Source organism: Serratia sp. BNK-12, assembly GCF_047456085.1.
GTDB lineage: Bacteria > Pseudomonadota > Gammaproteobacteria > Enterobacterales > Enterobacteriaceae > Serratia > Serratia liquefaciens.
Genome location: NZ_CP179896.1, coordinates 5324355 through 5336784, shown reverse-complemented (window position 1 = coordinate 5336784; position 12430 = coordinate 5324355). Strand labels below are relative to the sequence as shown.

Annotated in this window: 12 protein-coding genes and 1 riboswitch; of the genes, 6 read left to right on the top strand and 6 right to left on the bottom strand. The window is 55.3% G+C overall.

The window, feature by feature from the left end:
• Window positions 1–65: 65 nt before the first annotated feature.
• Window positions 66–929, bottom strand: coding sequence for a glutamate racemase (gene murI, locus ACMGG1_RS24875; RefSeq protein WP_044554936.1), 864 nt, complete (start codon window positions 927–929; stop codon window positions 66–68).
• Window positions 874–2745, bottom strand: a complete 1872-nt coding sequence (gene btuB / locus ACMGG1_RS24870; protein WP_142816221.1) for a TonB-dependent vitamin B12 receptor BtuB — start codon at window positions 2743–2745, stop codon at window positions 874–876. The genes murI and btuB overlap by 56 nt, the downstream gene beginning before the upstream one ends.
• Before the next feature lie 67 nt (window positions 2746–2812).
• Window positions 2813–3026, bottom strand: a riboswitch (cobalamin riboswitch).
• Window positions 3027–3146: 120 nt separating this feature from the next.
• On the opposite strand from btuB, the gene trmA reads away from it, so the two are divergent.
• Window positions 3147–4250 (top strand): tRNA (uridine(54)-C5)-methyltransferase TrmA, encoded by a 1104-nt coding sequence (trmA, locus tag ACMGG1_RS24865; RefSeq protein WP_020837512.1) that lies wholly within the window; start codon window positions 3147–3149, stop codon window positions 4248–4250.
• Window positions 4251–4292: 42 nt separating this feature from the next.
• Here trmA and ACMGG1_RS24860 read toward each other — a convergent pair whose 3' ends face one another.
• Complete coding sequence (locus ACMGG1_RS24860; RefSeq protein WP_020837513.1) at window positions 4293–4661, bottom strand: YijD family membrane protein; 369 nt, start codon at window positions 4659–4661, stop codon at window positions 4293–4295.
• Between the two features lie 14 nt (window positions 4662–4675).
• A complete protein-coding gene (fabR, locus tag ACMGG1_RS24855) occupies window positions 4676–5308 on the bottom strand; it encodes an HTH-type transcriptional repressor FabR (protein ID WP_020837514.1) in 633 nt (210 codons plus the stop codon).
• A 215-nt stretch (window positions 5309–5523) separates the two neighbouring features.
• Between fabR and sthA the strand changes: the two genes are divergently transcribed.
• The gene (gene sthA, locus ACMGG1_RS24850) at window positions 5524–6921 is read left to right on the top strand and encodes a Si-specific NAD(P)(+) transhydrogenase (protein ID WP_020837515.1); all 1398 of its coding nucleotides are present in this window, start codon (window positions 5524–5526) and stop codon (window positions 6919–6921) included.
• Here the strand turns inward: sthA and oxyR are convergent.
• Entirely contained in the window at window positions 6904–7821 is a 918-nt protein-coding gene (gene oxyR / locus ACMGG1_RS24845) for a DNA-binding transcriptional regulator OxyR (RefSeq protein WP_020837516.1), read from the bottom strand. The genes sthA and oxyR overlap by 18 nt on opposite strands.
• Window positions 7822–7972: 151 nt before the next feature.
• On the opposite strand from oxyR, the gene ACMGG1_RS24840 reads away from it, so the two are divergent.
• The 4 genes from ACMGG1_RS24840 to ACMGG1_RS24825 all read left to right on the top strand — a co-directional run bounded on the left by ACMGG1_RS24840 (window position 7973) and on the right by ACMGG1_RS24825 (window position 10968).
• Window positions 7973–8704, top strand: coding sequence for a glutathione peroxidase (locus tag ACMGG1_RS24840; RefSeq protein ID WP_044554933.1), 732 nt, complete (start codon window positions 7973–7975; stop codon window positions 8702–8704).
• Window positions 8705–8781: 77 nt separating this feature from the next.
• Window positions 8782–10230 carry a dihydrolipoyl dehydrogenase gene (locus ACMGG1_RS24835; RefSeq protein ID WP_201895906.1) on the top strand — a complete coding sequence of 483 codons (1449 nt, stop codon included), beginning with the start codon at window positions 8782–8784 and terminating at the stop codon, window positions 10228–10230.
• Between the two features lie 164 nt (window positions 10231–10394).
• The gene (locus ACMGG1_RS24830; protein ID WP_122080447.1) at window positions 10395–10655 is read left to right on the top strand and encodes a toxin HicA; all 261 of its coding nucleotides are present in this window, start codon (window positions 10395–10397) and stop codon (window positions 10653–10655) included.
• Window positions 10642–10968 carry a type II toxin-antitoxin system HicB family antitoxin gene (locus ACMGG1_RS24825; protein WP_020837523.1) on the top strand — a complete coding sequence of 109 codons (327 nt, stop codon included), beginning with the start codon at window positions 10642–10644 and terminating at the stop codon, window positions 10966–10968. Before ACMGG1_RS24830 ends, ACMGG1_RS24825 begins: the two co-directional genes overlap by 14 nt.
• Window positions 10969–11004: 36 nt before the next feature.
• Here ACMGG1_RS24825 and argH read toward each other — a convergent pair whose 3' ends face one another.
• Window positions 11005–12378: an argininosuccinate lyase gene (gene argH / locus ACMGG1_RS24820; protein WP_414161087.1), complete on the bottom strand. Its 1374-nt coding sequence runs from the start codon at window positions 12376–12378 to the stop codon at window positions 11005–11007.
• Window positions 12379–12430 lie beyond the last annotated feature (52 nt).

Here is a 12430-nt window from a genome sequence, read left to right as displayed (position 1 = left end):
TCAGAAGGCCGCAACCCCTAATTTCAATATTTTTTCCGACCGTTGAACATTTAACCAAAACAGCCTTAAAGAGGCAGTTTTTTCAACGATTTAAAGCCATATCCCTGTAGAACGGGCAATAAAGCGTCAGTATCTTCATTTAACGCCATGCAATACGCCAGATTCTCTTCCTGCGTTGACACCAGATTTTCCTGCGTCGAAATCAGCCATGCGGTACGACGGGCAATCGCCGCGCCGGAATCGATCAGTCGAGTTCCCTCAGGCAACACCTGCATTAGCTCTTCTGCTAATAAAGGGAAATGGGTGCAACCGAGTACCACGGTATCCGGTGGCTCGCGCATGCTCAGCCATGGATGGAGAATTTTCTTCAGCGCCGGCAGCGGTACGGCTTCACCATGCAGCTTGGCTTCTGCCAGTTCCACCAGCTCAGAGGAGCCAAGCAGCTCGATCTTGCAATCGGTAGCGAAACGGGCGATCAGCTCATGGGTATAAGTACGCTGTACGGTACCGCGGGTAGCCAGCAGGCCCACCACACCATTGGCGGTCAGGCGGGCAGCAGGCTTGATGGCAGGCACCACACCGACAACCGGGAAGGTAAAGCGTTCACGCAGGGCCGGCAGGGAGACCGTACTGGCCGTGTTACAAGCGATGATGACTATCGCCAGAGGATGCCGTTGCTGCACCGCGCTGACAATCTCCAGCACGCGCTCAACAATAAACTCTTCGGATTTCTCGCCGTAGGGAAACGCCACATTATCGAAGGCGTATATATAGTGGAGGTCCGGCAGCAGTTGCCGAACCTCTTGATACACCGATAACCCGCCGACGCCGGAATCAAATACCAGCACCGTCGGACGGGCCGTAGCAGGGGTGTTAGAAGGTATAGCTTCCAGTGAGGTAGTATTCTCTTCCTGGAGTAGCGTAGCCATAAGCCGTCTCATAATCTTTATCAAACAGGTTGGCGATTCTACCACGAACTGTCAGATGAGATGTGACCGGATACGAAACTGCGAGATCCCACAGGCTGACACCGCCAAGTTTGACGCTTTGCTCTGGATAGGTGCTGTAGTCTTTATCATAACGCTCACCCAGGTATTGATAGGTCATTGCCCAGTCAAAATCATAGACCTGCCAATCCAGCTCATACTTCACCTGCTGTTTGGCACGGCGCAGCAGCACTTCATTGGTTTTGGCATTACGCGGATCGACATAGTCGTAACCAATGTGATGGGTTAACGGACCCGTGTCGAATGAAGCTGTAGCTTCAATACCTTTAATTGTGGCCTTGCCAACATTGTAATAGACGTAGTTGGTCTCGCCGGTGGAATCAATCAGGTTATCAATATCGTTGCGGTAGCCGGACACGCGCCAGGTTACCGGCCCGGTCAAACCTTCAAAGCCCCCTTCCCACTGTTTGCTTTCTTCCGGTTTTAGATCGGTATTATTGCCGAAGTTGCCATACAGCTGACCCATATTAGGGGCTTTGAATGCCGTGCCGTAGGAAGCGATGAAACGGTAACCTTCTATAAACTCCCAGCCCGCACTGGTTTGCCAAGTGCCATGCCAGCCAAATTCGGAATGATCGTCGCCGCGAACCGCTCCTTCCAGAGTGACCGGCCCGACCAACTGCTGCGCAGTCAGATAAACACCGGCGTTGCGTTGGGTTTTTTCACCGTTAACCGTGGTGGAGTCTGGCTTGATTTGCTGATGCTGCCAGTCAATCCCCGAACTGACCGTACCCTGACCTACCTGAAGAGTATTTCCCCATTGCAGGTTGTACTGCTCGGAGTCCACCAGGCTGGCTGAGCTGTCATACATGCCGCGACGAGGATCGTAATCATAATCCTTGCTGTGGCTATAGCTGCCAATCAACTGCGTCGCGTAGATGCCTTCCTTATAACGCAGGCCGGTATCCCAGGTTTGACTATAGAGTTTGCGGGTATCGACCAGCGCGCTGGTAGGCGAAGAGTAATACGCGTCGTAAGCCGTGCGGTTGTCGTAACCGTAACCACGAACAAAACCGCTGATAGCCTCGTTGAACTGATGATCAACAGCGCCGTACAACGACTTGCTCATAAAGCCGTCGCGATCCTGCTGGCTTTGCATGCCGGTGCTGCCGTAGGCCACCACATCATAACCTTTGGTATAGGTGTAGTTACCGGCGACCGTGGCAACCGTGCTGTCGCCCAGCTGTTGTTGAGTAGACGCGTCATAGGCCTGGTAACCGTTAGACCCCACACCGGCGGAAAGCGTAGTGCCGTTCTTTTCGCGGGTGGTAATAATGTTAACCACGCCGCCGATGGCATCGGAGCCATAAACCGCCGAACGTGGGCCACGAATATATTCAACTTTCTGCACCAGCGAAATCGGGATCTGGCTGAGATCGGAAGAGCCGCTGATACCGGCCTGATTAAGACGGATACCGTCGATCAGCACCAGCACATGACTGGAATTGGTGCCGCGAATGAACAGCGAGCTTTTTTGCCCCAGGCCACCGTTCTGTCCAACGTCTACACCCGGCAGACGGCGCATCACATCGGTCAGGCTTTTTGCCTGCCAGCGGTCGATTTCATCACGGGTGACGACGGAAGTGGGTGCCAGCACGGAAGAAACCGGCTGCGGGAAGCGGTTGGCGGAAACCACCAGATTTTCGCTGTTATTCGCTGTGGTGTTGTCTTGCGCCCAGCCAGAAAAAGCCGTGACGGAAGAAACCACCGCCAGCAGCGTATTTTTTGTAATTGTCATGAAAAAGCATCCAAACTTAATTGGCGGATGCCGCAGGATCATGGCCGGTATTTCGCGACGGCCACGGACATTGCGACGTAACACCGGCAGGTCTTCGGGCTTGGGAGTTGCGGGCGGCCTCTTAGCTACCAGCACCGGGCGATGACTTCCCGTCCTGCAATGGACAGTGTCTGCGTAAAACGCTATCGCCGTGACTTCCCCTTACCGCTGCGCGTCAGCTCCGGATTCACACCGGATTCCCTTTTCACTCACTGCTTGAGGCCGGACGACAATGCTACGATCAATGTAAATAGATGTCTAGACTGCTATCAATGTTACAAATAATAAACACGACAAAACTGGACTTCACGGACTGATTCCCTACAATCCCCGCTGATCAAATTTGCCTGACGAGAAGAAACATGACGCCCGAGAATTTGCCTATTGAACGTTACGATGACCAACTGGCGGAAAAAACTGCCCGGCTGAAGACGCTGATGTCACCGTTCACGGCACCCGAGCCGGAAGTGTTCCGCTCGCAAGTCGAACACTACCGCATGCGCGCAGAATTCCGCATCTGGCATGATGAAGACGAGATGTACCACATCATGTTTGACCAGCAGACCAAGCAACGCATCCGCGTCGAGCAGTTTCCTGCCGCCAGCGAATTGATTAACCGCCTGATGAGCGCACTGATCGCCGCCATCAAGCCGGATCCTATTTTGCGCCGCAAGCTGTTCCAGATTGATTACCTGTCGACCCGCAGCGGCAAAATCATCGCCTCGCTGCTGTATCACCGTAAGCTGGACGACGCCTGGCAGCAGCAGGCAGAAAAGCTGCGGGATGATCTCCGCGCCCAGGGCTTTGACCTGCAGTTGATTGGTCGTGCGTCGAAGATGAAAATCATGCTGGATCAGGATTACGTCGATGAAGTCCTGCCGGTCGCCGGCCGCGACATGATTTACCGTCAGGTGGAAAACAGCTTCACCCAGCCGAATGCGGCGATGAACATACAGATGCTGGAATGGGCGCTGGACGTGACCGCCGGCTCTAAAGGCGATCTGCTGGAGCTGTATTGCGGCAACGGCAACTTCTCCCTGGCGCTGGCGCGTAACTTCGAGCGGGTGCTGGCCACTGAAATCGCCAAGCCTTCCGTTGCCGCGGCGCAGTACAACATTGCCGCCAATCATATCGACAACGTACAGATTATCCGTATGGCGGCGGAAGACTTTACCCAGGCGATGAACGGAGTACGCGAGTTTAATCGTTTGAAGGGTATCGATCTGAGCAGCTATAACTGCGAAACCATTTTTGTCGATCCGCCGCGCAGCGGACTGGATGATGAAACGGTAAAAATGGTGCAGGCTTATCCGCGAATTTTGTATATCTCATGCAACCCGGAAACGCTGTGCGCCAATCTGGAGACGTTGCAGGAAACTCATCAAATCAGCCGTCTGGCATTGTTCGATCAGTTCCCGTATACCCATCACATGGAATGCGGCGTACTGTTGGAAAAACGCGTTTAATCTCACAGGGGCGCCGCGCTTGCTGCGCCCCTGGTTTTCCCCTTACGCCGGGGTATTCTCATCCAGCGCCTTGCGCGCCTTCAGCTTCATGCCAATCCAGAACACCAGCGCCACGGAAATAATCGCCGGCAGGAAGTTAGAGCCGATCTGCGGGTATTCGGCACGCACTATCGCACTGTACAGCAGCACCCCAAGCAGGAAGGTCGCCGCCGCCAGCTTAGGTATGCCATCCGGCATCGCGCGGTGCAGATACCGTTGATGCAGGCAATACACCGCCAACACCAAAGCAATAATCGGGAAAATCGAAAACGGCACCACCGAGCTGAACAGCGCGGCGAACGAACCGTTGATTGAAAGGCCGGCAATCAACGCCAGCAGTAAGGTGCCATTCTCACGGCCTGGTTTTTCCATCGCTTTCTACCTTTTTATACGTGGGATACAGAAGTTTTTTCTTGTTCGCGGCGATACCAATAATAAGCGCCTTTGGAAATCATCCGCAGTTGCAACACTAAGCGCTCCTCAAGCCGACGCCGTTGATCGATGTCGATATCCAGCGCTTCAGCACCGGCGCTGAAAACGATGGTGACCATAGCTTCCGCCTGCGCTTCGGTGAAACTGCGCGGCATATGGTTTTCCAGTTCGAGGTAATCCGCCAGTTCGGCGATAAAATGTTGGATCTCACGCGCCACCGCCGCACGAAAGGCCGCCGAGGTCCCGGAGCGTTCACGCAACAGCAGGCGGAAAGCGTTGGGATTATTGCCGATAAACTCCATAAAGGTGGAGACCGAGGTGCGGATCACGCTGCCCCCCTTGGCGATACGCTGCCGCGCCTGCCGCATCAGTTGACGCAGCATCAGGCCGCTCTCATCCACCATGGTTAACCCCAGCTCGTCCACATCACGGAAGTGGCGATAAAATGACGTCGGCGCGATGCCCGCTTCACGCGAGACCTCGCGCAGGCTCAGACTGGCAAAGCTGCGTTCAGCGCTCAGTTGGCTGAAGGCCGCTTCGATGAGGGAACGACGAGTCCGTTCTTTTTGTTGTGCTCTGACGCCCATATGCATATCCAGATAAGATCCATTTTCTCAGTCTAACGCCGTAGACCCGGCAATATAGCAAATTTTATTGCAACAGCATTTATACAAACGCGCCCTGTCACAGTTTCAGCCTGCACCATTTGTGCTTTGCCTCAAAAAGCCTAATGGTGATTGGGCACTCAGCGCTATGATGTTAAGATACCGTTGTAATTTTGTATAAGACAGGTCTCTCCCCTATGCAACAGCACTATCAATTTGATGCCATAGTCATTGGCTCGGGCCCAGGTGGTGAAGGTGCCGCTATGGGGTTGGTGAAGCAGGGCGCCCGCGTGGCCGTGATAGAACGGTACAATAACGTAGGCGGTGGATGTACCCATTGGGGCACCATCCCATCCAAAGCCCTCCGCCACGCCGTTAGCCGCATTATCGAATTCAACCAGAACCCGCTTTATAACAATTCACGCACGCTCAGCGCGACATTCCCTGACATTTTACGCCACGCCGATAACGTCATAAATCAGCAAACCCGGATGCGTCAGGGATTCTATGAGCGCAACCAGTGCAAGCTGTTTGCCGGCGATGCGCGCTTTATCGACGCCAACACCGTTAGCGTCAGCTATATGGACGGCACCCAGGACACCATCCGCGCCGATCACATCGTTATTGCCTGCGGCTCACGCCCGTACAACCCGTCGAGCGTCGATTTTAACCATCCGCGTATTTATAACAGTGATTCCATTCTCGAACTGAACCACGAACCGCGTCACGTCATCATCTATGGCGCCGGGGTGATCGGCTGTGAATATGCATCTATCTTCCGCGGTTTGAACGTGAAGGTGGATCTGATCAACACCCGCGATCGTCTGCTGGCGTTCCTCGATCAGGAAATGTCGGACTCGCTGTCATATCACTTCTGGAACAACGGCGTGGTGATCCGCCACAACGAAGAGTTCGAGAAGATCGAAGGCACCGAAGACGGCGTGATTGTTCACCTGAAATCCGGCAAGAAAGTGAAGGCAGATTGCCTGCTGTACGCCAACGGCCGCACCGGTAATACCGACTCGCTGGGGCTGGAGAACGTCGGTCTGGAGTCAGACAGCCGTGGCCTGCTGAAAGTGAACAGCATGTACCAGACCGCGCTGCCGCACATTTATGCCGTGGGTGACGTGATTGGCTACCCGAGTCTGGCATCTGCCGCCTACGATCAGGGCCGCATTGCCGCACAGGCGATTTCCTCCGGCGAAGCCAGCGGACATTTGATTGAAGATATCCCGACCGGTATCTACACCATTCCGGAAATCAGCTCCGTCGGTAAAACCGAGCAGGAATTGACGGCGATGAAAGTGCCGTATGAAGTGGGTCGTGCACAGTTCAAGCATCTGGCCCGCGCGCAGATTGCCGGCATGAACGTCGGCAGCCTGAAAATCCTGTTCCATCGCGACACCCTGCAGATCCTTGGGATCCACTGCTTCGGCGAGCGTGCGGCAGAGATCATCCACATCGGCCAGGCGATCATGGAACAGAAAGGTGAAGGCAATACTATCGAATACTTCGTTAATACGACCTTCAACTATCCGACCATGGCCGAAGCCTACCGGGTGGCAGCGCTGAACGGCTTAAACCGCCTGTTTTAACGTGGTGCCCATGTAGCTTTGCATGTGCTCGCGGATCGCCTCGGCCAATTGCTCATAACGACTGCGCAATGGGGAGCCGGGGCGGTACACCAGCGCAATGGTGCGCTTGGGTTCAGGTTTGAAACAGTCCAGGTAACACACGCCGTCGCGCTCACGCTGCGGCGGTACCGCCAGTGACGGCAGCAAAGTGATCCCACTGCCCGCCGCAACCATATTACGCAGCGTTTCCAGGCTGGTCGCCCGGAAATGAGTATCTTCGTCAGCCCCGGCCTGGAAACAAAAGCCCATCGCCTGATCGCGCAGACAGTGGCCATCTTCCAGCATCAACAACTTTTCACCGGCCAGATCCGGCATCGCCACGCGGTCACGCTGCGACCATGGATGATCGGAATACACCGCCAGCTTCATCGGTTCGTCAAACAGCGGCACTTCAATAAAGGCTTCGGTTTCTTTCACCAGCGCCAGAATGGCGCAGTCAAGTTTACCGCTGTCGAGCTGCGCCAGCAGCTGTTGGGTTTGCGCTTCATGCAGGTACATTTCCAGCTTGGGAAAGGTTTTATGCAGCGTAGGTATGATCTGCGGCAGCAGATAAGGCCCGACGGTGGGGATCAGGCCGATATGCAGCGGCCCCGACATGGCTTCACCTTGCTGGCTGGCCATCTCTTTCAGAACTTTGACTTCGCGCAGCACGGTACGCGCCTGTTCCACCAGCAACAGGCCCGCCTGGGTGAATAACACCTTGCGACTGGTACGTTCGAGCAGCATCACACCCAGTTCGTCTTCCAGCTTACGGATCTGCCCACTCAGCGTGGGTTGGCTAACATGGCAAGAATCGGCGGCACGGCGGAAATGCCGGTGCTCGGCCAAAGCGACCAGGTACTCTAAATCACGAATATTCATTGTTTCCCTCCAGACCACGATAGCTCATGGCGATAGATAAGATAGCAATGAGCGATTAGATCTATCAAGCCCCGACGTCAATAATGTCACCCAACGAAGCGATACCGCGCTAACAGCTAAAAATTATTTTTCCTAATTAAGGGGTTAATTCATGTTTACCAGTCAAGAAGGCAAAAAAGTCCCTCAGGTTACCTTCCACACCCGTCAGGGCGACCAATGGATTGACGTCACCACCGACGACCTGTTCAAAGACAAAACCGTCATCGTGTTTTCACTGCCGGGCGCGTTTACCCCAACCTGTTCTTCCAGCCATCTGCCGCGCTACAACGAACTGTCCAGCGTATTCAAACAGCACGGCGTTGACAGCATTCTGTGCGTTTCAGTGAACGACACCTTCGTTATGAACGCCTGGAAGGCCGATCAGCACGCAGAGAACATCACCTTCATTCCAGACGGCAACGGCGAGTTCACCAAAGGCATGGACATGCTGGTCGAGAAAGCGGATCTGGGTTTTGGCCCGCGCTCATGGCGTTATTCCATGCTGGTGCGCAACGGCGTGGTGGAAAAAATGTTCGTCGAACCTAACAAGCCGGGCGACCCGTTTGAAGTGTCTGACGCCGACACCATGCTGAAATACCTGGCGCCGGAATTCAAAGTACAGGAGTCGGTTTCCCTGTTCACCAAACCGGGCTGCCCATTCTGCGCCAAAGCCAAACAAATGCTGCAGGAACGTGGCATCCAGTATGAAGAGATCGTACTGGGTCAGGACGCCACCACCGTCAGCCTGCGCGCCGTCACCGGCCGCGCAACCGTACCTCAGGTCTTCATCGGCGGCCGTCATATCGGCGGCAGCGATGACCTGGAAACCTTCCTGTCAGCCTGATTTATAAGTAATAACAAAGCCAACGTGAACTTTTGGCGGGCTTCGGCCCGCCCTTTTTTTAGCTTTCAGGAGCGGATATGAAACAGTTGAATGTTGACGTCGCGGTCATCGGCGGCGGCACCGCCGGTCTGGGCGCCTATCGCGCCGCCAAGCTTGCCACCCCAAGCGTGGTGATGATCGAAGGCGGGGCTTATGGCACCACCTGTGCCCGCGTTGGCTGCATGCCATCAAAATTGCTGATTGCCGCCGCCGAGGCGGTGCATCAAATCGAGCGGGCACCGGGTTTTGGCGTGTATCCCGCTGGAAAAACTACCATTAACGGCCGTGAAGTCATGGACCGTGTTAAACGCGAGCGCGACCGTTTCGTCGGCTTCGTGCTGGAAGGTGTCGACGAAATCCCGGCCACCGACAAAATTCAGGGTTACGCCCGTTTCATCGACGACAATACTTTGCAGGTGGACGATCACACCCGCATTGTGGCGCAACGCATCGTTATCGCCACCGGGTCCCGCCCAAGCTGGCCGGCAGCATGGAATGCGCTGGGCGACCGCTTGATTGTCAATGATGACGTGTTCAACTGGACTGATTTGCCAGACTCGGTGGCCGTGTTCGGGCCCGGCGTAATTGGCCTGGAGTTGGGTCAGGCGCTGCATCGCCTCGGCGTCGAAACCAAATTATTTGGCGTTGGTGGTGCCGTTGGGCCGCTAACCGACAGTACGGTACGCAACTATGCCGCCAAAGCGTTGGGCGAAGAGTTCTATCTGGATGCCGATGTGAAAGTGGACATGATGCAGCGCGAAGGCGACAAGGTCTTTATCCGCTATCAGGGTCTGAACGGCTTACCGCAGGAGATCATGGTGGATTACGTCCTGGCTGCCACCGGTCGTCGACCGAACGTCGATAATCTGGGTCTTGAGAACACCCGTCTGGTGCTCGATGCCAGGGGCGTGCCTCAGGCCGATCGCCTGACGATGCAAACCAACGTGCCGCATATCTTTATCGCCGGTGACGCCAGCAACCAGCTGCCGTTATTGCACGAAGCCAGCGATCAGGCGCGCATTGCCGGAACCAACGCCGGGAGCTTCCCGGAAGTGACCCCGGGCCTGCGCCGCAGTGCGATCTCGGTGGTATTTTCCGATCCGCAGATTGCCATGGTCGGTTCCACCTTCCGTGAGCTGAATGAAAAATTCAGCGCCTGCGGCTGTTTCGAAATCGGTGAAGTGTCATTCGAAAATCAGGGCCGTTCACGGGTGATGCTGCGTAATAAAGGCATCCTGCACGTCTACGGCGAACAAGGTACCGGGCGTTTCCTCGGCGCAGAAATGATGGGGCCGGACGTCGAGCACATTGCTCACCTGTTAGCCTGGGCACATCAGCAGAAAATGACCATCAACCAGATGCTGGACATGCCGTTCTATCACCCGGTGATCGAAGAAGGCCTGCGTACCGCACTGCGTGACTTGCAGTCAAAACTGAAACTGGGCGAAGCCGAGGCGGAGCGCTGCCAACGCTGTCCGGGCGAGTAGTTCTTCCCCCTGCTATCTATCCCCACCGGGCCTTCGTGCCCGGTTTTTTTACGCTTCGAATTCCACTCTTGTCGCTTGCTGCTTGCCGCTCAGCGCATGTCAGGTCATTTTTACGTCGCCACATTGAAATGATATCAATAATGATACTAAAATAAGGTGCATGCATGAAAGGAATCAGGAGTGCCATTGAAGATCTGCAACAACGGCAGAACAGCATCAGATTCACTGAGTTGGTAACAATTTGTACGCGCTGGTTCGGCCCACCGCGTTTGAACGGCGGCAGTCATCACGTTTACCGCATGCCCTGGCAAGGCGATCCCCGGATTAATATACAACGCGGAAATGGAGGCACGGCAAAGGTATATCAGGTTAAACAGGTCATTGCCGCATTGGTCAAAATGGAGGATGAACATGGAAAAGCATGAGCATTACACTTATCGCATCACCTGGTCGGAAGAGGACAACGAATATGTCGGCCTCTGCACAGAATTCCCTTCCCTGTCGTGGCTGGCCGCAACGCGTACCGCAGCGCTTGAAGGTATTGAAAAACTGGTCAGCGAGGTGATCAATGACCTGTTGGCACAGGGTGAAACACCGCCACAGGCGCTGGCCGAGAGAGTTTTCAGCGGCAAACTGGTATTGCGTATGACACCGGAACAACATCGACGTCTGGCGATCAACGCTATAGAGGAAGGCGTCAGCCTGAACCGCTATCTTTGCGCACGGCTGGCGGGATAATCGATAAAGGGCAGCACCGGGCTGCCCTTACGCCACTCAAGCCAAACGCTGTTTCGCTGCGGCGATCGCACTGGCGACCAGCTGAGGAGAAACACCGCCCTTGGCCGAACGTTTATCCAGACATGATTGAAGTGCCAGAATTGGGTATACGTCGTCGCCAATCACCGCGCTGAATTTCTGCAAATCAGCCAACGGCAGGGCTTCCAACGCCTTACCCTGGCGGATCGCCTCTACGACCGCCTCACCGACGATATGGTGCGCCTCACGGAATGGCACGCCTTTGGCGACCAGATAATCCGCCAGTTCGGTCGAGTTGGCGTAGCCCTGCTCTGCCGCTTCCTTACAACGCGGACGTTTCACCTGGATGCCATCCAGCACCAGTGCCGCCATCTGCAGACAGTCCATCCAGGTATCCAACGCGTCGAACAGCCCTTCCTTGTCTTCCTGCATATCTTTGTTGTACGCCAGCGGCAGGCCTTTCAGCGTCATCATCATGCCCGTCAATGCACCCTGTACACGCCCGCATTTACCGCGGATCAGCTCCAGCGCATCCGGGTTTTTCTTCTGCGGCATCAGCGAGGAGCCGGAAGTCACGCGGTCGGACAGATCGACAAAGGCCGCTTCACCGCTGTTGAAGAAGATCAGGTCTTCGGCAAAGCGCGACAGGTGCACCATGCTGATGGAGGCGTTAGACAACAGTTCCAGCACGTGGTCACGATCCGAAACGCTGTCCAGGCTATTACGGGTTGCCGACGCAAAGCCCAGCCAACCGGCCAATTGCTCACGGTCGATCGGGTACGCAGTACCGGCCAGTGCGCCACTGCCCAGCGGGCTGACGTCCAGGCGTTTCAGCGTATCCTGCAGGCGGCTTTCATCACGCGCCAGCATTTCAACATAGGCCAGACACCAGTGCGCGAAGGTCACCGGCTGCGCACGCTGCAGGTGGGTATAACCCGGCATCACCGCATCCTGGTTGGCTTCGGCGGTTTCCACCAGCGCCTGTTGCAGTTGCACGATGGCCTGATGCAGTTCACCAATTTGGTGTTTGCACCACAATTTCAGATCGGTCGCGACCTGATCGTTACGGCTACGGCCGGTGTGCAGCTTTTTACCGAGATCGCCGACCTTGTCGATCAGCTTTTGCTCCACCCAGCTGTGAATATCTTCCGCATCGCTGCTGACAATCGCCTGCGGATCGGCCTGTACCTCTTCCAACAGCACGCTCAACGCCTGTTCCAGCTGTTGCTGCTCGGTCGCCGTCAATACGTTGACGGTCACCAGCGCTTTCGACCAGGCCACTGACCCTACGATGTCCTGTTCCGCCAGGCGATAATCGAAGCGCAAAGAATCATTTAACTGCTTGAACCGCTGATCTGCCGCCTGACTGAACCGTCCGCCCCAAAGTGCCATACCTTACTCCTGAATTTTATGCGAATAAGGGCGCAGCACGCTGCGCCCTTAT